Source organism: Synechococcus sp. MVIR-18-1 (assembly GCF_014279835.1).
GTDB lineage: Bacteria > Cyanobacteriota > Cyanobacteriia > PCC-6307 > Cyanobiaceae > Synechococcus_C.
Genome location: NZ_CP047942.1, coordinates 2,013,364 through 2,033,043, shown reverse-complemented (window position 1 = coordinate 2,033,043; position 19,680 = coordinate 2,013,364). Strand labels below are relative to the sequence as shown.

Annotated in this window: 27 protein-coding genes; 16 read left to right on the top strand and 11 right to left on the bottom strand. The window is 48.3% G+C overall.

What is annotated here, in order from left to right:
• Nucleotides 1–190: 190 nt before the first annotated feature.
• The gene (locus SynMVIR181_RS11020; RefSeq protein WP_186589262.1) at nucleotides 191–484 is read right to left on the bottom strand and encodes a hypothetical protein; all 294 of its coding nucleotides are present in this window, start codon (nucleotides 482–484) and stop codon (nucleotides 191–193) included.
• A gap of 480 nt (nucleotides 485–964) precedes the next feature.
• On the opposite strand from SynMVIR181_RS11020, the gene SynMVIR181_RS11015 reads away from it, so the two are divergent.
• Nucleotides 965–1,123 carry a hypothetical protein gene (locus SynMVIR181_RS11015; protein ID WP_186589261.1) on the top strand — a complete coding sequence of 53 codons (159 nt, stop codon included), beginning with the start codon at nucleotides 965–967 and terminating at the stop codon, nucleotides 1,121–1,123.
• 429 nt (nucleotides 1,124–1,552) lie between these two features.
• Here the strand turns inward: SynMVIR181_RS11015 and SynMVIR181_RS11010 are convergent, their stop codons facing one another.
• From SynMVIR181_RS11010 to SynMVIR181_RS11000, 3 genes are all read right to left on the bottom strand, one after another.
• Entirely contained in the window at nucleotides 1,553–1,906 is a 354-nt protein-coding gene (locus tag SynMVIR181_RS11010; RefSeq protein ID WP_186589260.1) for a hypothetical protein, read from the bottom strand.
• Between the two features lie 93 nt (nucleotides 1,907–1,999).
• Nucleotides 2,000–2,260, bottom strand: coding sequence for a hypothetical protein (locus SynMVIR181_RS11005; protein ID WP_255444276.1), 261 nt, complete (start codon nucleotides 2,258–2,260; stop codon nucleotides 2,000–2,002).
• Between the two features lie 488 nt (nucleotides 2,261–2,748).
• Nucleotides 2,749–3,240, bottom strand: coding sequence for an early protein (E6) (locus tag SynMVIR181_RS11000; protein WP_186589259.1), 492 nt, complete (start codon nucleotides 3,238–3,240; stop codon nucleotides 2,749–2,751).
• 743 nt (nucleotides 3,241–3,983) lie between these two features.
• Between SynMVIR181_RS11000 and SynMVIR181_RS10995 the strand changes: the two genes are divergently transcribed.
• From SynMVIR181_RS10995 to SynMVIR181_RS10985, 3 genes are all read left to right on the top strand, one after another.
• Nucleotides 3,984–4,316: a hypothetical protein gene (locus SynMVIR181_RS10995; protein ID WP_186589258.1), complete on the top strand. Its 333-nt coding sequence runs from the start codon at nucleotides 3,984–3,986 to the stop codon at nucleotides 4,314–4,316.
• 832 nt (nucleotides 4,317–5,148) lie between these two features.
• Nucleotides 5,149–5,598 (top strand): hypothetical protein, encoded by a 450-nt coding sequence (locus SynMVIR181_RS10990; protein ID WP_186589257.1) that lies wholly within the window; start codon nucleotides 5,149–5,151, stop codon nucleotides 5,596–5,598.
• A gap of 424 nt (nucleotides 5,599–6,022) precedes the next feature.
• On the top strand, nucleotides 6,023–6,265 hold the full coding sequence (locus tag SynMVIR181_RS10985; protein ID WP_255444275.1) for a hypothetical protein: 243 nt from the start codon (nucleotides 6,023–6,025) through the stop codon (nucleotides 6,263–6,265).
• A 253-nt stretch (nucleotides 6,266–6,518) separates the two neighbouring features.
• Here SynMVIR181_RS10985 and SynMVIR181_RS13335 read toward each other — a convergent pair whose 3' ends face one another.
• Both SynMVIR181_RS13335 and SynMVIR181_RS10980 read right to left on the bottom strand, forming a co-directional pair.
• Nucleotides 6,519–6,650: a hypothetical protein gene (locus tag SynMVIR181_RS13335; protein ID WP_255444274.1), complete on the bottom strand. Its 132-nt coding sequence runs from the start codon at nucleotides 6,648–6,650 to the stop codon at nucleotides 6,519–6,521.
• A 594-nt stretch (nucleotides 6,651–7,244) separates the two neighbouring features.
• Complete coding sequence (locus SynMVIR181_RS10980; protein WP_186589255.1) at nucleotides 7,245–7,562, bottom strand: DUF3303 domain-containing protein; 318 nt, start codon at nucleotides 7,560–7,562, stop codon at nucleotides 7,245–7,247.
• Between the two features lie 1,255 nt (nucleotides 7,563–8,817).
• Between SynMVIR181_RS10980 and SynMVIR181_RS10975 the strand changes: the two genes are divergently transcribed.
• Nucleotides 8,818–9,246 carry a cupin domain-containing protein gene (locus tag SynMVIR181_RS10975; RefSeq protein WP_186589254.1) on the top strand — a complete coding sequence of 143 codons (429 nt, stop codon included), beginning with the start codon at nucleotides 8,818–8,820 and terminating at the stop codon, nucleotides 9,244–9,246.
• Between the two features lie 161 nt (nucleotides 9,247–9,407).
• Complete coding sequence (locus tag SynMVIR181_RS10970; protein ID WP_186589253.1) at nucleotides 9,408–9,725, top strand: DUF3303 domain-containing protein; 318 nt, start codon at nucleotides 9,408–9,410, stop codon at nucleotides 9,723–9,725.
• Between the two features lie 167 nt (nucleotides 9,726–9,892).
• On the opposite strand, the gene SynMVIR181_RS10965 is transcribed toward SynMVIR181_RS10970, so the two are convergent.
• Nucleotides 9,893–10,327 (bottom strand): hypothetical protein, encoded by a 435-nt coding sequence (locus tag SynMVIR181_RS10965; RefSeq protein ID WP_186589252.1) that lies wholly within the window; start codon nucleotides 10,325–10,327, stop codon nucleotides 9,893–9,895.
• Here SynMVIR181_RS10965 and SynMVIR181_RS10960 point away from each other — a divergent pair.
• Nucleotides 10,326–10,478 (top strand): hypothetical protein, encoded by a 153-nt coding sequence (locus tag SynMVIR181_RS10960; protein WP_186589251.1) that lies wholly within the window; start codon nucleotides 10,326–10,328, stop codon nucleotides 10,476–10,478. The two genes, SynMVIR181_RS10965 and SynMVIR181_RS10960, sit on opposite strands and share 2 nt — an antisense overlap.
• Nucleotides 10,479–10,687: 209 nt before the next feature.
• On the opposite strand, the gene SynMVIR181_RS10955 is transcribed toward SynMVIR181_RS10960, so the two are convergent.
• Complete coding sequence (locus SynMVIR181_RS10955; RefSeq protein WP_186589250.1) at nucleotides 10,688–10,960, bottom strand: DUF3764 family protein; 273 nt, start codon at nucleotides 10,958–10,960, stop codon at nucleotides 10,688–10,690.
• 225 nt (nucleotides 10,961–11,185) lie between these two features.
• Here SynMVIR181_RS10955 and SynMVIR181_RS10950 point away from each other — a divergent pair, with 225 nt between their 5' ends.
• Together SynMVIR181_RS10950 and SynMVIR181_RS10945 are read left to right on the top strand one after the other, a co-directional pair.
• Nucleotides 11,186–11,428, top strand: coding sequence for a hypothetical protein (locus SynMVIR181_RS10950; protein WP_186589249.1), 243 nt, complete (start codon nucleotides 11,186–11,188; stop codon nucleotides 11,426–11,428).
• 67 nt (nucleotides 11,429–11,495) lie between these two features.
• Nucleotides 11,496–11,741 (top strand): sulfiredoxin, encoded by a 246-nt coding sequence (locus tag SynMVIR181_RS10945; protein ID WP_255444273.1) that lies wholly within the window; start codon nucleotides 11,496–11,498, stop codon nucleotides 11,739–11,741.
• 182 nt (nucleotides 11,742–11,923) lie between these two features.
• Here the strand turns inward: SynMVIR181_RS10945 and SynMVIR181_RS10940 are convergent, their stop codons facing one another.
• Complete coding sequence (locus SynMVIR181_RS10940; RefSeq protein WP_255444272.1) at nucleotides 11,924–12,322, bottom strand: hypothetical protein; 399 nt, start codon at nucleotides 12,320–12,322, stop codon at nucleotides 11,924–11,926.
• Nucleotides 12,323–12,599: 277 nt separating this feature from the next.
• Between SynMVIR181_RS10940 and SynMVIR181_RS10935 the strand changes: the two genes are divergently transcribed.
• The 5 genes from SynMVIR181_RS10935 to SynMVIR181_RS10915 all read left to right on the top strand — a co-directional run bounded on the left by SynMVIR181_RS10935 (nucleotide 12,600) and on the right by SynMVIR181_RS10915 (nucleotide 15,035).
• The gene (locus tag SynMVIR181_RS10935) at nucleotides 12,600–12,746 is read left to right on the top strand and encodes a hypothetical protein (RefSeq protein WP_011620313.1); all 147 of its coding nucleotides are present in this window, start codon (nucleotides 12,600–12,602) and stop codon (nucleotides 12,744–12,746) included.
• Nucleotides 12,747–13,372: 626 nt separating this feature from the next.
• On the top strand, nucleotides 13,373–13,597 hold the full coding sequence (locus SynMVIR181_RS10930; RefSeq protein WP_186523853.1) for a hypothetical protein: 225 nt from the start codon (nucleotides 13,373–13,375) through the stop codon (nucleotides 13,595–13,597).
• 88 nt (nucleotides 13,598–13,685) lie between these two features.
• A complete protein-coding gene (locus tag SynMVIR181_RS10925; RefSeq protein WP_186589247.1) occupies nucleotides 13,686–14,174 on the top strand; it encodes a L,D-transpeptidase in 489 nt (162 codons plus the stop codon).
• 136 nt (nucleotides 14,175–14,310) lie between these two features.
• Entirely contained in the window at nucleotides 14,311–14,583 is a 273-nt protein-coding gene (locus SynMVIR181_RS10920; RefSeq protein WP_006854405.1) for a DUF1651 domain-containing protein, read from the top strand.
• Between the two features lie 269 nt (nucleotides 14,584–14,852).
• Nucleotides 14,853–15,035 (top strand): hypothetical protein, encoded by a 183-nt coding sequence (locus tag SynMVIR181_RS10915; RefSeq protein WP_186589246.1) that lies wholly within the window; start codon nucleotides 14,853–14,855, stop codon nucleotides 15,033–15,035.
• Between the two features lie 462 nt (nucleotides 15,036–15,497).
• Here SynMVIR181_RS10915 and SynMVIR181_RS10910 read toward each other — a convergent pair whose 3' ends face one another.
• Together SynMVIR181_RS10910 and SynMVIR181_RS10905 are read right to left on the bottom strand one after the other, a co-directional pair.
• Complete coding sequence (locus SynMVIR181_RS10910; RefSeq protein WP_186589245.1) at nucleotides 15,498–17,144, bottom strand: SulP family inorganic anion transporter; 1,647 nt, start codon at nucleotides 17,142–17,144, stop codon at nucleotides 15,498–15,500.
• A 3-nt stretch (nucleotides 17,145–17,147) separates the two neighbouring features.
• Nucleotides 17,148–17,516: a hypothetical protein gene (locus SynMVIR181_RS10905; protein WP_186523850.1), complete on the bottom strand. Its 369-nt coding sequence runs from the start codon at nucleotides 17,514–17,516 to the stop codon at nucleotides 17,148–17,150.
• 115 nt (nucleotides 17,517–17,631) lie between these two features.
• Between SynMVIR181_RS10905 and SynMVIR181_RS10900 the strand changes: the two genes are divergently transcribed.
• Both SynMVIR181_RS10900 and hemB read left to right on the top strand, forming a co-directional pair.
• On the top strand, nucleotides 17,632–18,612 hold the full coding sequence (locus SynMVIR181_RS10900) for a DnaJ C-terminal domain-containing protein (RefSeq protein WP_186590639.1): 981 nt from the start codon (nucleotides 17,632–17,634) through the stop codon (nucleotides 18,610–18,612).
• A gap of 42 nt (nucleotides 18,613–18,654) precedes the next feature.
• A complete protein-coding gene (hemB, locus tag SynMVIR181_RS10895) occupies nucleotides 18,655–19,656 on the top strand; it encodes a porphobilinogen synthase (RefSeq protein WP_186589244.1) in 1,002 nt (333 codons plus the stop codon).
• Nucleotides 19,657–19,680: the final 24 nt, after the last annotated feature.

The following is a 19,680-nucleotide window of genomic DNA, read 5'->3' as shown; positions in this document are numbered from 1 at the left end:
TGGTGGCTCAGCAAAGTCTTTTTGAATCGTCCACGGCAGCCGAGACCAATGGGGGCTTCAAAGCCAATGCGAGCCAATTCCCTCCAAAACAAACGCAATGCTCTGGAGAAGATCTTTGGACAATCCTGATAGCCACCGCTGACCGCACTGAGTCCTCACTCGTCCGTCCGCTGATTCGCCTCACATTTCCTTAGAAATAAAGAAGGCTTGATCGGCACAAACGAAGCGCCTCACGTGCCGAAGCCACTGATGCCTCGTTAGGAGAGGTCAAACCATTTGGCACGACTAGTGCATCATTGCGATTCAGGTGAACCCGCGCAGAGAACCAGGATCCACCGCCGACAACAGAAGCACGGCAAACATGATTTTGTTCGCTATCCAGCTTGCGCTCAATCAACCAACCATCAACGCGATCAATCGTCTGGAAATTCTGAGCCAATGCGGATGTTCCGATCAGCGAAAGAAGCAACAAGATACGTTTCATCAGTCCAGCCTGTCAGCTACTGAGCAACAGTGACGGTGCACTCGTTACCCAGCATCTTATTTCTCCCATTAAATGAGCCAAGATCCGTTATGAAGAACGAGCTCTGATCGTTGATTCATGAATCAACGAACGAGTTAGGTTGTCTTTCCACTAGCGAGGGCGGTCTTCTATTTGGCCTATCAGAAACGTAAGGATCACTTTCAAGACAAGGCTCACAGTGAGCAAGTGTTTCTACTTAGACCTGATCCAGTCGTCTTAAAGAAATGTTTGTTGCACTCGGGCTCTTTCTCGTTGTTGGAGTGGGGCTCTTTGCTCTTTCGATCGGGGAGTGATGCTTAATACCTGTGGTGGAGCTCACCAATGTTCAAAATGCAGAATTGACAGGTTGCCCCGTTTCGAGCGGGGTGACGGTCATCACGACTGAGAGCATTCGCGGAAACATCAATCGTTTTCCAGAATTATTTGGATTAAGAGATTCCCATGGATCAAGCCGAAATCAGCAATTGGAAAGTAATCGCAGAAAAGATGGAAGCGAGCGGAGACACCGAAAGCTGGTTTTATCTCCGTGCCAGAGCTATTGCTGATGGAAAGCCGGACCCGATGCCAACCGTTTCTGAATTAATACCTAAATCGGCCTGATTAGAAACTATGCGATGTTGGCTTAACTGGTTATGGATCCAGAAAGGCCGGATGTTCCAACCTGTTAAAGATGTGTGATAGAGGGAGTAGGCATTATCCCATTCACGAAGCCAAGGCAACCACGCCTGGTTCGGTCTCCCTCTCACACCAAAATCATAGGTATGTAGATGTCTTGTTTTTTGCTTCTTTATTCCACTACCAGTAATGGCAAAATGGAAATATGAAACGTGGGTTTGTGAATGGGTTTATTCTCGGTAATCAATCTGACGGGAATTGATATTGAGAGGCTTTTTGAAATTAACTGTTTAAAATGTTTGAGAGGCTTTTTGTCGCGCTACTCTTTTATCAGTTTGCCTAGATTTCATGGTTGCCACTAAGAAAAATGCCTATGATAGGTAATGTTTTAGTGTCTATAGCTATAGCGCTTGATCATTTTGTGAAGTAATCAGGGTAGTCAGCTTTAAATCCTGGCTTATTAGTCTTTATGCTTATATCCATAGCATTCCCAATCAGCATCAGTAGGATGTTGCGGTTGGAGGTAATCTTTTCTCCAAGTAATCTATGGGAAGAAAGGAACTCACTGCATCCGTTTTCTTCAGCCAATCTGTCAAGGCTCTTGTTTAGCCTTTCAGTTGCTTCAAGCGCAATAACTAAATCTTTTGATATTGCTTCTTGATGCGTCATTGAGGGTGTAATTGTGGTTGGATTTATAGGATGAAACTTCTTATGGATTTCTGGCTCTGAGTGGCGTATCGGCATACGAGTGATTGGAGCTGTCGTCATTTGTCTCTGACTTATCAACATGGAGCTTATCGGCATCTCATGCTTGCTCTGGGTAATGATCAATACAAAATGGAGCGTCAGTTCATTCAGCGATTACGAAATGTCTTGGTTGTGATCTTCTAGTAACATAGCTATCCCATTGAAGTGAGAGCATAGTTCGCCTCTGATTTGTGCATAATAAATGAGTTCGTCCGTATCATTTGTTTCATTTATTAACTCCCCGAGGTTGTCAGTTATACGGTCTAATGCTTCGTAGGCGATGGCTAAATCTTCTGATAGCAGCTCCTTTTTTGTGGGTGAAGCCGTTTTTGGGTTGGCATCGATCAATTGCTTGCGGAATGCCTCTATTTCCATGCTTGCTCTCCTTTTATTTTCTTTTTTCAGTATACGATTGAATAGCAGTATGTTCGTAGCTTTCAATACAGAAATGCTTATCGTGCGCCATCAGTCGTCTGACTCACTCGCGTTGTTCATGGTTTAACTGTCTCTGTTTATTTGCTTTGTTTAGAGGCTGCTGGCTCACTAACTTTTGCTTGAGTTGACTAAAGGATTGGCGCGTGATCTTTCTCTGGTCTTTATTGGTGGTTAATGTGGCGATACTGATTCATGATATGGATTGTTGAGATTTGAGGTTTCTTTTACTGCTCATCTGAAGGGAGTACACATGGCGAGCGCTTTCTGTTAATTCATTATCATGTCTCTCTCAAGTTGGCTGATGAGGTTGAGCATGAGCTCATTATCTTTTCAGCCGAATATCTGCGCGATGTAATGGAGGGCTTGGTTTTGATTCCCCACGCTCTTCGCAGGTCTGTTTCAGCTTCTGCCAATCCGGTTGTTTGGAATCAACCTGATGCGTCGTCATGCTGAACAGCCGCAGAAGGCTTTTGTCCAGAGCAGGTTAAGCACCCCCCATTAATTCGATATGGCGCAAGATGCCCTCTGAGACATAACGTGCCACGAAAAAACAACACCTGCCCTAACTCCCTTGCATGGGCGTCTGTAAGGGGTAGAGATAGCCATCCGTCTGGGACATCGCCTTTCAGTAGAGACCGACGCGCCTCCGCATCAATCCGTCGTTGACGCTCTTCACGGTCATTCTTGGCGCAGACACCTTCAACTTGAAATTCTCGTGAACAATCCAAACAGGCAGTTACTAAAGGCTTTTTACGGGCTGAATTATGCGAAAGCTTGTCGCCTGGCACCTCACGATCCTGACCACAAGAGCATCGACACCACCAATAGGCATTTCCGCTTTTGGTACGTCGGTCTGAGGCACGGATGACCGTGAGTTTTCCGTACACCTCACCAACTCGATTCCGGGGCTTGGATGGCATCAGGAATGGCAAGTGACTGACTTACACATTCTGGCTTGGCATTGTCCATTGAGTGGTATTCGGTGCACTAGGTACCAATCTGGGAAAAGAAAACGGTCAGAAGAACTGAGCCAATTGACTAACAGCCATGAGCTTGGCAAGGAGCGCTGGTGGAGGGGAACAGGTTCATGATCGTGACTATTCAGATCGAGAGAAATAACAAGGCATCATGTCCCCAAAATTATCAATAGGTGGTAACTGCATACAGCATTTACCCCTTCAATCAAATCTTGTATCTGGTTTGAACAGCAGCTGTCATATAGACAACAGATGCCCTTTCGAAACCGCCAGAATGATGGAATTAGAACCAGGCCAATGCGATTTGTCGTTCCCGCTCTGCTGTCCCTGGCAGCACTCTTTTTTGTTCTAGTCACCAGTGCGAAGGACAACAACACAATCCATATCGGCGCAAGGACTCCTCCTGCAGAGTCTGGCTGCAGGCAAATCGGACAGGAGAGAACGGATGAAGGAAGACTATTGGGTATCTATTCCTGCCCCGCTTAGCTTTCACGCTCACGCAAGGAACTGGTGCGCAGCGAGTAGGGCTCAGGCTTCCCGATACCTCATCTCTGATCCTCGAGAGACGGATCAAGTTCTATCGGCGTGCAAATTTCACTATTGCGATCTTGCACGACAATGAAGCAGCTAAGGAGGTCAGCTTCTGTAATGGCGACTAGGTTCTCGCAAGTATTCACGACTAATCAATGAAAGTCTCAAGGCCCAGGCTCGAAGAGAGCGAACAAATCCGTAAAGAGTTTGGATGTGATGGGATGTGGAAGACCGAAATCACAATCCCTGTCACCTTTACTGTCGAGGTTTTTGGCAACAAGGGTCAAAGCTCAGAAGAATGGCTCACAAAGGCGATTGAGCATGGTGCTGGTCTGATCGACATCGACGCCGTGCAGAAGTCAGACCCTTGTGAATTGGTGACGTTTCTAACGGATGGGTCTCGGCACACAACCGACTCTCAATTCAGGGGGAAAGTCAATCCTGAGCTGATTAAGAGGCTCAAGACATTCATCCAAGCAGCTGAGTAACAGTACGCACCCCTATCTCCCAGCCTCCCATTCGTGGGACCTTTTTCAGCTGACCTATCCCCCAAAGGTGAAAGGGGACCGTCCATTCCGATTCGACTGCTGCTGAACATCATCCCTCTAAAGCGGGTTGATCAAATGGGCAGCTTGTTGCCTGCATCGAATAGCAGCTGAATACACTTCATTGGCTACACCATCTGACAACAAGTGCTCAGCCAAAATGTGCAGTTGGCTCTGACGATCGACCTTCGCTTGGCTTTGATGGTTAGGCACCCGGTTTGGATGACTTGGTGGCGCATGCAATAAGTCGCTCCTGGACAGGGCGGCTTTTTTTCAGAAATAAGCACTTGTCACTACTGACGTCTTCATGCTTTATCGCCAAGTTGATAGCAAGGCGAAGCACCCCCGTGCTCGCTGAAGGGGACAGTCAGCAGCGGACGACTGTCCTTTTTTTGTGCGTATAGAAAAATGAGTATGTATCTCTACGGACATTCCCTTGTCGAAGAGGCATCTTTGGAGTGAAGCCAGGACTGGGGAGTTTCGGCTTCTTAAGAAGAGGAACGGTCTTGAGAATGCGACCGTTCTTTTTTATGGAATAACGATTGGCATGAGTTTGTGTCGTGTTGCTCTTTGCGCTATACCCTCAGCCCTCGTTGGCCGTTTGTGGAAATAGGAAATGACGAGTGGGTTGAGTGAGAACATCATCGAGCCTGCAGGATTGTCGAGAGAGTAAGAGCTCAATTGTTTGGGACTAGTTTCTGCGATTCGAGTTTTGAGATCTAGTTTGTAAGTGTCTTGAGAACGGTATACTTTGGTCAATACGTTCAGCACACAGATGACAGGAAAGAGCGAAAAGCCAATTCATATAAAGCAAAATATCTCTTCTCTTGATCAGCAAATAAAAGCTAAAGAGAAGCTCGTTCAAAAAGTTATTGACCAAAAGCAAGATTTAAGGCAGTCATATATTGAGGCGATGGAGGGAATGCGAAGGAATATGGCCAGCAAAGACTTGAGTATCGAAAGCAATCAAGATGATTTTACTTCGAGAATGGAACGCCTAGACAAAGAAGAACAGGCCTTTAGTCTTGAAATCAAAGGGCTTTCTGAACAGCGAGCTCAACTTAACAAAAGACTTATAGATGGTCATGCAAGTTTGTTCGTTTCTAGGAAAACAATTTTGATCACAACGATTATTTCTCTTGTCGCCTTGAGTTCAGGGTTGGTTCTGTCGCAAAGGCATGTGCTTTTTAATGACCTTTCTCCAAAACAGAGAATAAAGAATTAAATAGATGTCTTCACTCCTCCTGGTTGGAGGATAAACCTATTGATAAGCTTCGTCGCCATTAGTTGCTCTGAAGCAGATCTATAGTGATCTAAGCATCGAAGGGCATTGGTATGAGGTAACTGATGAAAGCATTCTCTGCTTCGAAGAATCTGCTCTTGGCGGAGTCTTATGGCTAAAAATGTTGTTTTAGTTGTGATACAGGCTGAGGTTGTCAAGGGGGAATCCGATTAGCAAGCCATTGCTCTTGCTCTCGCCGACGATCCAATCAAGAAAGATGGTGTCCACAAGTGATGATTGGGATCAAGAAGTGCTTTGATCTTTTTTACAAGGCGCTCAGGTCACTGCAGCATGAGGGGTTGATCTCCACATGCGTCTAAAAGGACGAAATGCTTACCTTGACCGAAGAGGAGAACTGATGTCTCAATTGAAATCTGACGAGTTTTGTGTTGACTCCACAGAGATGATCCTGAAGCGCCACGTTCATGCACACGGATTTCAGGCTGATGGCTGCACTTGGCAACTGGCCAAACAGCGTGGCGACAGAGCGATCCGAAGCATGGGATCTAAGAAGTTTGCAGCGGCGGTTAAAGAGCTGGTTGCTCTCGGCTACGGGGAAGTGAAGTTAGAAAAGCCCCTCACCTACAGCTCTCTGAGGGAGATGCCATAAAAAAAGATCTCCTTCCACAGAGACCTTTGTATTTGTTATGCCTCTTCCCAGAGGATTTGTTTTGCGAATCCCGTCCAAAGAACGCTTCGCACACTGTAACACTTTAGTAACGGCCTGTAAAGCTCACTGCTGAGGCTCTTGGTTGAGCTTATAGATGTTCAAAGCGAAGCAGGCGGTCCCGAAGCTCACCAGAAGAACGAGAAGGTCTTGTGTGCTCATTGTTTGTACCGTTGAAAATGTTTTGGGCTGAGACTCAGTTTTGCGCTGCTTTTGCTTTCTTCACGACTGGCAGGTCTGAAGGCTGGGCAAGGATGTAGACGACTGCAGCGGAGACAACTCCTGTGAATGCAATCAGGCCAAAGATGGCAGTTGAGTAGTCGGTCATCGGAAGCGTCTGTGAACTTATACAACAGATCTTAAGGGGTTTGGTAACGCTTTGTAAAGCTTGCCGCTCAGGCTTGGTTGTCCTTAGCCGCTCGGTCGATGGTCAAGACCCAGCTTCTGACTCGAGTAATCAGGCATAAAAAAAGAAGGCGACTAAGCCTTCTTCAGGGGGTGTGAGGAGCCAAACCTTGTGAGGAGTTGGCCTCCTCCATGATGATGAGGTCTCTGCAGATCAGTCAACCAACTGATACGCGGTGGCTTGCCCAACAAGATTTCTGAGGCATGATTCATTTGTGAGGAGGGCTTCTTCACGGAGTGGAAACAAGGCAACACGCCCAAAGAGAAGCCGAGAAACCCTGCCTTTGGCGGGGTTTTCTTTTTGCTTGTGCACACCGAAGCCCGTGCCGTTCGCTTGTGCTCATCCACGATGCTTTCATCACTGACGGGTGAATGCTGTGGTTTAACGACCTTGCAGCCAACTCTGCCTCGGCAACGTGTGCTGTACGGCATTGGTCACTAAAAACCCCGCTGGTGGCGGGGCGCAACGCACAAACTCGAATGGATCCATTCCGTACTTGTTTTGGGTTGGTGAAATTCAGTCTGTTGCGGCAGCCGCTTGAACTCCAGGCCACATCGCTGCGAACTCTTTATCAGAGACAACAGGGGTGACTTCGAACTCGATTCCAAAGCCCTTGATCCAAGGAGCAAGATGAGCCCATACCTTGCCGATATCGCTTGCAACTGCAATCGCTATCCCTGTTCCACCAATTGGTTCACAGATTCGATATTTGAGCTCAAAGCCTTCAAAACAATCTCCAGGCCCACCAGCGTTGATGTATTCAGCAAATGGAGTGCAGGCATCCCAAGATCCTTCTACTGTTGGGAAGTTCCAGGCAATTAGATAGTGCTGCATTGAAACCCAATAAATTAAAACCTTACTAGTTGCTTAAATTACTGAATGTTATCGATCAGACTGAAAGTTCCCGAGACTTCCCTCTGGTTTGAAGTCATAAGCCCGTTGTGCCCTATTCCCGCCAATTAGGCTGCAATCCGCTCCGGCTAGGCCGTCGGTGGCTTCTGTCTATTGAACCGATCATCTGGGAGGAATCAGTCGCTTGGCTCCAACCCTGGTTTTTAGTCACCTAGTCGTCATTTCTTTCGTCAAGCCTGACAGTCCTTGCCTAGGCAGCGCTTCTAGGGGCATCAGCTCAATGCCAATTGAAATCAGTTGGAAGCGACTGAGAGTTGAGCAGCTCTTGTGATGCCTTTGGCGGAAAACAGTAGTGATTTGCACCACGGCTAGCCCAGACAACTATCTAGAACAAGGAGAGAGAAGCTTGCCCTCATGGAAATTCACACAGCCCATGGCGAACCCATTGGCGAGTTCATTTGTGAAGGTCGTCACAAGCCATTTCGTGCATTGGCTTGCCCAATCGGCCCCAGCTGTCGGCTCACAATCGCGAACGAACTGATTCAGAAGACCTGAATCAGGATGATCAAGCCAGAAAGTACGTAGCCCCCCCCCCCCGAAAAAAAATCAAATGTCATCTTGTTGCTGGCTTGATCAGAGAAATATGTTCGGGGCTAACCGACAAAATATCTGATGTGCTCGAGAGTGCTTTCAGTTTCTAAGGAACCGATGTCTAGAAGCACTTGGCTCAAAACACCAACTCGGTGCTCGGTAGCTTCTACATGGCGCTTCTCTCACCAGCAGTCAATACAGGCGCTGACATCACCTTCTGAGATCACGTCTAAAGAGTCCTCATCTGTTCTCAGGGTTATCTCATCCTCTCCGATGTAATTCAGTGTGTCTTTATGGTTGTGTGTTGCAGCTGATGCCTGCTTTGGCGCGATATTTGTCTCCTAATATTAATCTGCACCCTTCTAACAAGCAGGGTAATGGTCGCTTGATGATATCCTTTTAGTAGCGCTTTGAGTAAGAGTCTGCGTAAGCGGACTGCTTTTGATTTTGTAGCATATTTAGATCTTTGATCGCAAAGTATTAATTCTAGGGTAACCTCAGTTCGCACGGAAGCTCTAAAAGTTTAATCTTGATATTGGCTTATGACGTGATGAAAGCCGTTGATAATAGAAATAATCCGTCAGCCACTGCATAATGCATCCATTGCATTTAGCCTGAGACTAAATAGCTCGTTTTTGCAAAGATTATGGTTTCTAAGCTCTTTGGTATTGCGGCTGCGTCCCTGCTGCTTTATTCGGGCCATGCACTGGCATCACCCAATCCAGTTGTGGAGGAGCTTTTCACGGCCAATCGAACTCTTGGGGGGAGAAGTGTTGCCTATCCCGAGGGAACCCCAGAGATGCGGGTTTATCGGATCACTGTTCCTGTTGGGGCCAAGATCCCTTTGCATATCCATCCATCACCTGTTGTGGTGATGGTTGAGCAGGGAAAACTCAGCAATGTGAGGATCGTCGATGGTGCTGAGGTGACTGACATTATTACTGCAGGAGAAGGCTTTCTTGAAGGCCACCCAGGTGAACCGCATTACGTCATCAACACAGGAACTGAACCAGCAATAAGCCTGGTCACCTTTGCCAGTGTGGAGGGAATGCCAAATATGGTTCGTGTTGAGTGATCAAGTTTCGTGTTGACTCCCATGATCTTGATTGATTTGTTATATGAGATACACCTCGTAACATCTAGTACTAACGGGTTCATCAGTCAGTAAGTGGTGACTTAGGCAGTATTTTTAAGTTGCACTTGCTATCAAAAGATTGAACTTGTCTTTGACACGCCATGCAGATGTATCTTGCGGATTGTATCTTTCCTGATATTGAAGGGCAGCTCGCTGCTTACAAGAGTTTTTGTGAGTTGTGGGATTCAGGTGAAATGGCAAAGGCAGACACCTTTCCTGGCTTTGAAATGCTGTTTCGCGTCCATGCACCAGGAGCTGGTCGTGTGACATGTTTGTTTAAAGCCGAAAGTGACGCACAGATTTTTGAGCACTTTGCTCCTTGGCGCGCTCAATTCGGCATTGAGATGGATTTCACCCCTGTGATCGGCTGCCAAGACGTTGTGGACCATCACAAAAAACTGTTCGCTAAAATGGCCTGAGCAATACTGCCGGATTAAATCATCTCCGGGGCCCCCTCGACTGGCTAGATGCGCGCCTATATATGGTGTGCGTCTGGCTCCAGAGCCAAGGCACAGTTTGTAGACGGCTCATCTTCACGCTGTCAATGAATGGTCATTCAGGGCTTAAGAGGTCTTGCTCATTGTCATTAATCATCGGGTTGGTATTGAGCAAGGTTGTTCAATTCCTTTTGCCAGATTTCTGAGTTGGGATCCCAAACAGGTTTGGAGTATGTGCCCCTTAATTCTTTCTGCGGTTGCTTGATTTCAAGTGATTCGTGGCATTGCTTCGCGACAAGAATTGATTCTTTGTGGTAGATCGTCCAAGGCACCAAAGTTTCACCATTCCAAATGGGTGGGAGCCCTGTTTCTCTAAAGATCTGATCAAACTTCTCAAAGTGTTTAGGTAGTTCTTCTGGTGTTACCGACGCCTCCGTCTTGGCTGTGTTCAAGGCGTGCTTAAAGGGAGCGGCTTCCATGCACACCTCAAAGTTTTTAGTCAGCGTCGTCTGATGGCTCCACGCTCTTTGCCCTAAAAAAACACCAACTAGAGCAAGAACCAGAGCCAAAAAAGCAGCAGCCATGACTGGTAGGTGTCCTGCTGATTGGTTGGGCTGTTCCATTGGTTTGGATTCAGTGGGTGCATTGCGGATTGGTGTGGTGATGACCCAAAATCACGCTGAGGAACACACCCTCGCCTCCAAGTGCTCCAAGGAAGACGCTCTCTACAGATAGGGGTACTTTGCCTTCATTTCTGGTTTCGATGCCATCGCGCTTTGCAAGCACTAGGTGAGTTCCGCAATGGTCACAGGGCTCCAAAGTCTGTGCATCTCAAGAGGCCTATCCTTACAGCCGTCCACAAGGGCGAAACGCTCACTCTTAGCTCCTAAACCATCAGGCATACTCTGTTTGGGTGGGCTGATGGTGTGTCAAGCACTAACAAATTAATGGTCTGAATAAGCTCTGATCACTGTACTTTCAATAATGTGCCCTGAGCTGCGAATCATCTCTTTGTTGTCCTCAAAGATCTTCTGAGCCACACCAATGGGGGCTTGTTGGATTGCACAGATCTTGGATGGGTCGTCTTTGCTAATTCCACGAAAGATTGATTTTATACCAACTGCCTCGTGCATCTTTGCGACGTCTTCGCTGTCATATATAGCAGCCCATGTTGCAAAAGGAACGTTCAGACTGAAAGTCCAGATCGTGGTTTCCATGGTTGACACTATTTCGATCATTAGAGCACATGCATTTTGGCTCCGTTGGTTACTGTTGTTACAATGACTCTGTGCTTGCCGATAGAGTGATTCTGTTAGGTATTTCAGGAGGGTACCTGAGATCTTGTGGGCATCGAGATAGTGAATTGGATTTAAAGAAGCATCTCAATTGACTTGTCTTTTCATTGCCGTTCAGGCAGAACGGAGACAGTTCAGGAGCAGCGAATGTCTTCCGTACGCAACCGCTCGCAATCGCACTTCAGACCTCAGGTGAATCAGCGCGTTCTTCAACATGATCTGGAAGGGGCTACGGAAGCCCTGGCAGCCTTTGATGGTTTCGAATCTGCAGGCCCAGTACTGCAGTCCACCGTTTTGCAACGGCCAAGGGGGCCTCAACAGCGCAGCCTTCTGCAGCAGTGGCTGAAACAGGCCCGCAACCTCTTTGCATCCGTTTGCTCTTGGCGGTGACGGTTGTTAGAGATGGCGACATCACTTCATTCCAACAAAAGGCCGATTGATGAAAAGGTGCGTTCCAGTGCCGATTGAGGCCATTAATCGTCCTCATGAGAGCTTGATCGATGAAGGCAAAGTCGTTGATCTGATGAAAAGTATTAGTGAGATTGGGCTTCTGGAGCCTGTTGATCTCATTGAGTTTGAGGGTAAGTTGTATGGATTCAATGGTTGCCATCGGTACACAGCACATAAGCGTCTGGGCTGGACGATGATTCAGGCGAATATCCGCCATGTTGACCGGGCTACGTTCCGTCTTCATTTGATGTGATGCATCGGTATAGAAGGAGTATTGGCGTTAAACCTTCAAGGTGAATATGGCTGTGGGCAAAAGTTTGCTCTGGATTTAAAAGAAGCAAAGCAAGAGCAGTTTGGGGCGATTATTTTGTCGATTAAGTTTCAATCTAAGTGAAATCTGTCTGCTTTATAGAGCTTGTTTTGAACTAGAGACTTCTACTTTTGAGGCCTGCACTTTTGACATTGGGAAATGCTATTTTTGTGATCATCGGGAAGTGTTAGAAAATATGGATCTATGTCGAATTCATAGCCGCAATCACAAACGACGTGGTATCGAAGCTTTTTTGATTTGACGAGTCTTGTGAGTAGGGTGATCCTTCCATATTTCTGTCCTGATTTGAATCTTTCGAGTTTCCTTTCTCCAAGTGAAGCTCGATTGACCCGTGCTTTAACTAAGCAATTCCGAACTGAATTTTCGCTTCCTTTCCCGATGACTTTGGCGATTTGAGAAAAGGTTCTTCCTTCTTCAAGGTAAAGGCGCTTGATTTCTTCAAATTCGCTTTGAGTGAAGCCAGATTTTCCTGCCACTAAAGGTTTTCCCGACTTCAGTACCAAGTATCTCAGGGCTCAGCCCACGGTCTACAAATGTTGTGTGCTCCCCACGGACCATGGATCGCTGCTTTTGATCCGCTAACAGCTCGCTGTGATGATCTTTTGGGGTTTCGAACGCAGTGGAATGACCAAGGAGCGGTTGTTACACCATCGAATGTTCGGTCCATGGCTTTCAGATTTGCGTTTTCCACCTTATATTCAAAGGACGTTGGTCCCCCCATAGGGGACGCAGTTCGATCTCAAACAAGCAACGGGGTTTGAGACGCTGTCGGTCGTTCCCATGAACACCCTCCTCCTGATCAAAGAGAAAGAGCTGAAGGCACAACGCCTACAGGATGCTCAGCGCTGTTTTGCTGCTCATTCAGAGGGCATTGATTACACCTCTGCGCATCTTTCCCCAACGAAGCTTGCTTCTGTTGGAAGCTGATTTTGCTCCGATCTTTAAGATTCACCCCGCTTTCAGTGGGGTTTTTTATTGTTTGATCGGTTTGGCGATTGCGTAGATGTCTGAGCCTTGAAGGAAGCTCTACTTCTTTGCGCTCGAAGATGTGATCTGTCACAACCAAAGGGCTTCTACGACAAACCCTTTGGTTGTTCTTAAGGCATTAGCCCGTTTTCGTGTTCTTGGCCGCTTATCTCTTTTTGCCGATTCGGACCATGCGTGGATTCAGCGGGCAGGCCAAGGCGTGGAAGGGTGTATGTGTTCCGTCATGGATCAGGCTTCCCATTGGATGGGCGTTTGCACTATCGAGCTTCATTGCGTGGAAATATCACCTAATTGTTCTAATGAGCCGAGTATCCCTTCGGCGATAGGCATATCTGCCCATCTTTGATGCAGCCCCTGCGATGCTTGTCATACAACCGGTAGGGGCTGTTCCAAGGGCATTCCTTAAGGTCATTATTTCAACAAATTGCTGCGGCCATCAGTGGCCATCTTTGTTCGATCGCTGGTTGGCCCACTTGTCGGGATTGTCCTTTGTTGTCTTAAGTAAAACTGTATTTGCTGCCAGTGTTGGGTCTGCCTGTCAGCTTGGATGAAGATGCACCGGGTTGATGTCTAATTCATTCTCATTTAAGCCAGCAATTGAATTTGCAATATCCCAAGACAAGATTAAGCATGAGGATGAAGTTGATTTGTCTAAAAGCTCTGTTGGGATCGACGCTGTGGTTTTGCGAAATGCTGATGGTCAGGTGTTAGCAAGTATCTATAAAAGAATTATCAAAGAATATGAGGAGTCTAAGCGTCTTGAAGAAGGCGATCAAATGGTTGATTCTTGACTCTTGTTTTTCAATTTGCCTTCGTTTGATTGTTGCTTCTTTGGGTTGTTGATGGATGTAGAGTTCTCAAAACCCTCCTATTGACTCAATGCGTCTGCCAAAGCCTCTTTTGAATGTGTTTTTGGCCATGTCGGTTGGCTGCATTGCCTTGGTTAGTTCTGCTGCGCCTGAGGCTAAAGCTGAGATCGAAATTGAGGTGAGCCTCAAAGAACGCTACCTTTGGCTTAAGGACTCAGGAAATGTGGTTAAAAGATATCCGATTGCGATTGGGGCGCCTGAGTCACCAACGATTCCAGGTGTCTTTAGCATCCTCAAAAAAGTAAAAGACCCTACTTACTATTCAAAGTCTCATCATAAAGTCTTCCCTGCTGGACCAAATGACCCAGTTGGTGTTCGCTTTATGCCTTACTTAAAGTCTGCTACGGATGGAAAAGTTTATGCGGTTCACGGAACGGCATGGCCAAGGTGGGTTCATCTTCGTGCGGCTGCCAGTTTGGGTTGTATCAGAATGCTGAATAGTGACGTCATTGAGGTTTTTAATCAGGTCGAGGTAGGCACTCCTGTTGTGATTCGATAGGGAGGTTCCCCATTCGGAATGCTGTGGTTTTGTAATGGCGTCAATGGATGTGGTTGATTTGCTCCTGAATCAGTACGTATATCTTTTGATGATTATTAATTCTGCCGATTTCCGTTAAGGCTGTCATAATTAATGGATGCCACGTCTTCGCCCCGATTCCAAGCGTTTGCCAGACATTCCTGGTGGTGAGGGTTGGCTCTCCAACGAGCTTCAACAGCAGCTGGTGCATTTTCAGTCTGCTGGCAACTCTGCTGATGGCGAATTGATTGCTTTAAGGACGTTTCAATGGAAACCGCCCTATCCGCCAGTTCCCCTTTCACGCCGTCGGATGCTTCGTCATCAGGCCGTCGATACCTGGGACACCATGCGCGAGGCCGGGTGGCAGCGCTGTTACCCTCCGGTTCGATAAAGGAAGTCAAGATAGTCCTGGAAGATGATGGAGATTTTGCTTCAAGGTTGGAACCAACATTTTTTGATGGATGGCCAAGAACCCTTGATTTTGTTTGGTCCTCGTTGAGTAGAGGTTTCGCAGATCGTTGCTTTTTATTGGATAGCTTCGTTCTCAGCAATTTACAAATGCATGTTGCGCCATGAAACGAATTGATGAGCTTCATCAATGAAGCCTGTTTTATTGACTTGGGTGCTTCATAACTGATTTGTAGCTTGTCGTTCTGGTCAATGGCTCATCGTTCTTCACTTTCTGACCGAAGCCCTTCTGCGACCCGTGATGTTTATGATATTGCCATCACCGGTGGCATTTCCATTACCCTCCTCGGTATTGGTGCCACGATGTTCTTGGCATTCGCTGAGGCATCATCGAGACCCTTCGGCCATTGGCTTTCCGGACAAATCTTCTTCTGACTTTTTTTGTTTAGAAATTACTTAGACGTTTAATATTTGTCTTCGTTACTACCTGTTGGCTTGACCAATACTTTTCACTCTTTAGTTTGTCTAACTTCGTTGAAAAGAAAGGCATGAACAATAAAAATTGTACCTTAGTTTTGAGGCCGTTGTTTATTGGCTTTGCTGGTGGTTTCTTAGGTGTTGGATGTCTAAGGGATATGAGTATGCGAGATGGTCAAATGGTTTTGCACAACCGATCGCTCTCTGCGTTTATCGGTTGTTTTGCTCTTCGAGCTCGGCTTCTTTAGCGCCGAGGACGAGAGCAGCTAAAAATGGCGCAATGGCAAGAGCTGTGAGGATTTCCATGGAATCTTTATTCGTCTAAACATTTTGTCGAGAATCCCTATCTGCCGCGTGCTCAAAGCTACAGCGCCTGATTGTTGAGTATAAATACTTCCATCTGCTGCTGTTTTGATGCCTTTAGTGCGGATCTAGTTCTTGAGCTGCATAGGTCAAAGCTTCTCTTCTGCTTCCAGTGAGTTCCTGGATACGGAATTGTTCCAGACGCGCTTTGACCTTTGTATTGGCGCCCGCGATCAGGACTTGACGTTCGTGGTGCTCTGCTTCCTCCACCATTCTTTCGATCGCCAATGTGGCAGTGATTCCAAGATGTGGAACGTCTGTTACATCAAGTAAAAGTATTTTGTATTGCCTGATTTGGGTCATGCGCTCGCTAATCCCTTTTGCGGCTCCAAAGCTCAGTGGTCCCTCCAAGCGAAACAGCATCAGTGCATCTCCGCAACGATCGAGTAGACGTTTCTCTTCTTGATCGAGCTGAGAACTGTCTTCTGAACTCATGCTTTCCAACTGATGCGTTGTGATCGATTCAATGGTCAAAAGGTTGGCAACGAACATGCCAACGAGGACTGCACCAATGAGATCCCAGAACACGGTCATCAGTAAAACACCCCACATCACAAGTGCCGTTTTGATGGATAGACGGTGTGCTCTTAATAGGAATCCCCAGTCGATAATATCCAGGCCTACTTTAATTAATATCCCAGCTAGCAATGACTCTGGAATGCTTTCGGCTAGTGGCCCAGCGCCTAGCAGCAGCACCAGCAAAAAGACTGAATGTGCCATCCCTGAGAGTGGAGTTCGTCCTCCTGACTTGATGTTTATTACCGTTCGCATCGTTGCTCCGGCCCCAGGTAGGCCGTTGAACAGTCCAGCAACGCTGTTGGCAATTCCTTGTCCGATCAGCTCTCGATTGGAGTGGTGACGAGTTTGGCTGATGTTGTCGGCCACTAATGATGTGAGCAACGAGTCAATGGCACCGAGTACCGCGAGCACAAGACCAGCGCGTAATAAGACGGGGAAGTGATCTTTGAGATTCGGCAGGCTGAAATTCAATCCGCCTTCTGGAATGGTTCCAATTCGGGGGATCCCGTCTTGAAACAGCAGCATGGAAAGAGGTGTAATCACTACCAATGCAATCAGTGGTGATGGAACCCAGGTGCTGATTCTCTTGGGGGTTAAAAACACTACTGCTAGCGTCAATGCGCCTACTAGTAATGCAGCTGTATTGGGATTAAATTGACCAAAGACTGTTCCGAGCGAAGTGATTACTCCTCCCTGGGTTTTGATTCCTAATAAGGGCCCAATTTGTAGGCAAAGAATAATTACCCCAATGCCAGACATGAACCCCGATACCACGGAGTAAGGAACCAGAGTGATGTAGCGACCGAGGCGCAGAACCCCCATCAGGATCTGAATGAGGCCGCCGATTAAGACGGCTCCCATGACAAGTGGGAGAAGCTCATTGCTCCCAAGCTCTCGAGAGATTCCAACGGCTGCGAGTGTGCCAATCACACCGGCAACGGTGACGCTCATCGGTCCAGTAGGCCCTGTGACTTGCGCAGGGGTACCGCCAAAAAGAGCGGCTAGAAAGCCCGTAATGATGGCTCCGTACAGCCCGTAAATGGCTCCGCCTGGTCCCAGTGCTGCATTTCCGAATGCAAGGGCTAGGGGTAGGGCCACTACGGCTGCCGTGAGGCCGCCCAGTAAATCTCCTCTCCAGTGCCTCCAGCTGAAGCCGTGAACTAAGGCCAGTTTTGGAAGCGCCATGGATTAAGGACGGGCTGGCATGGACGTCCACACCTTGAGTTGCTCGAGGGTTTGAACTCCTTCTCTGCGCTCCCCGTTCTCAAGAATCCAGGTGGGATATGCGCGAATCTCGGCTGTTTTACAGGCTGCCGCTTGAATTGGAAGTTCCTTGGGTTTCGCGCATTCCACGTAAGGAAGTTTGTTGGCTGCATCGCCAAACAATCTGGTTTGCGTGATGCAGGCAGGACAGCGCCAAGAGCCGTAGTACAGCGCCTTGCTTGTCTTGAGGTGGTCTGCCAGGTCTGTCGCATTGGGTGATGCGGCCACTGGAAATGGCAGCGCGAAAGCCGCCAGAGATGCCAATACGGGCAACAATTTGTTGATTTCAACCATCTTCTAAATCTAAGAACGCTCTGCCGTTCGGGCATCCCGCCATTGCTCCGGTTCGCATCCACGGACGAAACTGTTCTTTGGATCTGATGCGCAGCCCTACGGGTTGATGAATTCCATGGCCGGCAGTGGCTACCGCGATTACTTCAAAGTGCTGGGTGTGGAACGCAGTGCTGACGCCGACACGGTGAAGCGTGCTTTTCGCAAATTGGCTCGTCAGTATCACCCCGATGTGAATCCGGACGATCAGGACGCAGAAGCGCGCTTTAAAGAGGTCAGTGAAGCCTATGAGGTGCTTTCCGATCCTGAGAAGCGCCGTCGCTATGAACAATTTGGCCAGTATTGGAACCAGGCAGGCATGCCCGGTGGTGGCTCAGGCCCTGCAGGAGTTGATGTTGACTTTGGCCGCTACGGGAACTTTGATGATTTCATCAATGACCTCCTGGGCCGCTTCGGAGGTGGGGCTGGAGGTGGCTCTGGTCCTGCCGGATATGGCGGAGGATTTGCAGGAGGTGGCTTTCCCGGTGGCGGATTTCCTCGCGGTGGATCGAGAGCCCCAATCAACCTTGATGCAGAAGCTTCGGTCAAAGTGACGTTCTCGGAAGCGTTTCGAGGCGGAGAGCGCACCTTGTCTGTCAACGATGAGCGGGTTCAAGTTCGGATCCCCCCTGGCGTGAAAAGTGGTTCGAAGCTTCGGCTGAAGGGCAAGGGAAATGTTCAACCGGGTACGGGTCGTCGGGGTGATCTTTATCTTGTGATTGAGGTTCAATCGCATCCGATCTGGACCCTGGAGGGTGATCAGTTGCGAGCTGAATTGCCCGTTGCCTTCGACGAACTTGCTCTTGGTGGCATGGTCAAGGTCATGACGCCCGATGGTGAGGCGGACGTCAACATTCCCGCTGGCACGGCTCCAGGGAAGAGCCTTCGCTTACGAGGAAAAGGCTGGCCAGGAAAGTCAGGCCGTGGAGATCTCTTACTCACCCTGGATCTTCAATGGCCCAAGCAGTGGTCAGACGAACAGCGTGAGCTGCTTGAACAGCTTCAGACCAGCCGAGACGGAGATCCCCGCCAACAATGGATCCAGAACGCCAGCCTTTGAGGCGGGATTTACGATTTCAGCATCTGTTGTCAGACCTTATTAATGGAGATCACCTATCGCCCCCGCCGCTTGCGTCGCACGCCTGCCCTAAGGGCAATGGTGCGCGAAAACCAATTGCTTCCAGCTGATTTCATTTATCCGCTGTTTGTGCACGAAGGCGCTGAGGTTGAGCCGATCGGTGCCATGCCAGGTGCAAATCGCTGGAGTCTCGATCGCTTGAGTGCTGAGGTTCAGCGTGCCTGGAATCTAGGGATTCGCTGCGTGGTGCTTTTCCCCAAGGTGGCTGAAGGCCTGAAAACTGAAGACGGTTCAGAAAGTTTCAATGCCAACGGTTTGATCCCCAGGGCGATTCGTCAGCTCAAGAGGGATGTTCCCGATATGGCGATCATGACCGACGTTGCCCTCGACCCTTACTCCTGTGATGGCCACGACGGGATTGTGAGCCAAGAAGGCATCGTGTTGAACGACGAAACCATTGAGCAGTTGTGCAAGCAGGCCGTGATGCAGGCGGAGGCCGGGGCTGATCTCATTGGACCGAGCGACATGATGGATGGCCGCGTTGGCGCCATTCGTGAAGCCCTAGATGACGCCGGTTTCGAGCACGTTGGAATCATCAGTTACACCGCAAAGTATTCCTCTGCTTATTACGGCCCGTTTCGCGAGGCGCTCGATTCCGCTCCACGAGCAACTACTGAGAAGGTCATCCCTAAAAACAAAGACACCTATCAGATGGATCCGGCCAATGCTCGTGAGGCCATCACGGAGGCCCAGCTTGATGAACAAGAAGGTTCCGACATCATGATGGTGAAGCCAGGGTTGGCTTATTTGGACATCATCTGCCGCCTGCGTGATGAATCAGAGCTGCCGATCGCTGCTTATAACGTCAGTGGCGAATACTCCATGGTGAAGGCGGCTGCCGAACGTGGATGGATTGATGAACGTGCGGTGGTCCTCGAGACCTTGCTGAGCTTCAAGCGTGCAGGTGCCGATTTGATCCTCACTTATCACGCTTGTGATGCTGCCGAGTGGCTTCAGACGCGTTGAAGGCGGCTTGGTCAAGGCGGTCTG

Excerpts from the sequence above, each read along its gene's own strand:
- SynMVIR181_RS11005 (WP_255444276.1), bottom strand. The coding sequence starts at position 2,260 with ATGGAAATAGAGGCATTCCGCAAGCAATTGATCGATGCCAACCCAAAA.
- SynMVIR181_RS10915 (WP_186589246.1), top strand. The coding sequence starts at position 14,853 with ATGGCTCATCGTTCTTCACTTTCTGACCGAAGCCCTTCTGCGACCCGT.
- SynMVIR181_RS10965 (WP_186589252.1), bottom strand. The coding sequence starts at position 10,327 with ATGGCTGCTGCTTTTTTGGCTCTGGTTCTTGCTCTAGTTGGTGTTTTT.
- SynMVIR181_RS10910 (WP_186589245.1), bottom strand. The coding sequence starts at position 17,144 with ATGGCGCTTCCAAAACTGGCCTTAGTTCACGGCTTCAGCTGGAGGCAC.
- SynMVIR181_RS10980 (WP_186589255.1), bottom strand. The coding sequence starts at position 7,562 with ATGCAGCACTATCTAATTGCCTGGAACTTCCCAACAGTAGAAGGATCT.
- SynMVIR181_RS10935 (WP_011620313.1), top strand. The coding sequence starts at position 12,600 with ATGAACACCCTCCTCCTGATCAAAGAGAAAGAGCTGAAGGCACAACGC.
- SynMVIR181_RS11020 (WP_186589262.1), bottom strand. The coding sequence starts at position 484 with ATGAAACGTATCTTGTTGCTTCTTTCGCTGATCGGAACATCCGCATTG.
- SynMVIR181_RS10930 (WP_186523853.1), top strand. The coding sequence starts at position 13,373 with ATGTCTAATTCATTCTCATTTAAGCCAGCAATTGAATTTGCAATATCC.
- SynMVIR181_RS10925 (WP_186589247.1), top strand. The coding sequence starts at position 13,686 with ATGCGTCTGCCAAAGCCTCTTTTGAATGTGTTTTTGGCCATGTCGGTT.
- SynMVIR181_RS11010 (WP_186589260.1), bottom strand. The coding sequence starts at position 1,906 with ATGACGACAGCTCCAATCACTCGTATGCCGATACGCCACTCAGAGCCA.
- SynMVIR181_RS10990 (WP_186589257.1), top strand. The coding sequence starts at position 5,149 with ATGACAGGAAAGAGCGAAAAGCCAATTCATATAAAGCAAAATATCTCT.
- SynMVIR181_RS10960 (WP_186589251.1), top strand. The coding sequence starts at position 10,326 with ATGACTGGTAGGTGTCCTGCTGATTGGTTGGGCTGTTCCATTGGTTTG.
- SynMVIR181_RS10975 (WP_186589254.1), top strand. The coding sequence starts at position 8,818 with ATGGTTTCTAAGCTCTTTGGTATTGCGGCTGCGTCCCTGCTGCTTTAT.
- SynMVIR181_RS10900 (WP_186590639.1), top strand. The coding sequence starts at position 17,632 with ATGGCCGGCAGTGGCTACCGCGATTACTTCAAAGTGCTGGGTGTGGAA.
- SynMVIR181_RS10970 (WP_186589253.1), top strand. The coding sequence starts at position 9,408 with ATGCAGATGTATCTTGCGGATTGTATCTTTCCTGATATTGAAGGGCAG.
- SynMVIR181_RS10920 (WP_006854405.1), top strand. The coding sequence starts at position 14,311 with ATGCCACGTCTTCGCCCCGATTCCAAGCGTTTGCCAGACATTCCTGGT.
- SynMVIR181_RS10950 (WP_186589249.1), top strand. The coding sequence starts at position 11,186 with ATGTCTTCCGTACGCAACCGCTCGCAATCGCACTTCAGACCTCAGGTG.
- hemB (WP_186589244.1), top strand. The coding sequence starts at position 18,655 with ATGGAGATCACCTATCGCCCCCGCCGCTTGCGTCGCACGCCTGCCCTA.
- SynMVIR181_RS10905 (WP_186523850.1), bottom strand. The coding sequence starts at position 17,516 with ATGGTTGAAATCAACAAATTGTTGCCCGTATTGGCATCTCTGGCGGCT.
- SynMVIR181_RS13335 (WP_255444274.1), bottom strand. The coding sequence starts at position 6,650 with ATGACCGACTACTCAACTGCCATCTTTGGCCTGATTGCATTCACAGGA.
- SynMVIR181_RS10955 (WP_186589250.1), bottom strand. The coding sequence starts at position 10,960 with ATGGAAACCACGATCTGGACTTTCAGTCTGAACGTTCCTTTTGCAACA.
- SynMVIR181_RS10995 (WP_186589258.1), top strand. The coding sequence starts at position 3,984 with ATGAAAGTCTCAAGGCCCAGGCTCGAAGAGAGCGAACAAATCCGTAAA.
- SynMVIR181_RS11015 (WP_186589261.1), top strand. The coding sequence starts at position 965 with ATGGATCAAGCCGAAATCAGCAATTGGAAAGTAATCGCAGAAAAGATG.
- SynMVIR181_RS11000 (WP_186589259.1), bottom strand. The coding sequence starts at position 3,240 with ATGCCATCCAAGCCCCGGAATCGAGTTGGTGAGGTGTACGGAAAACTC.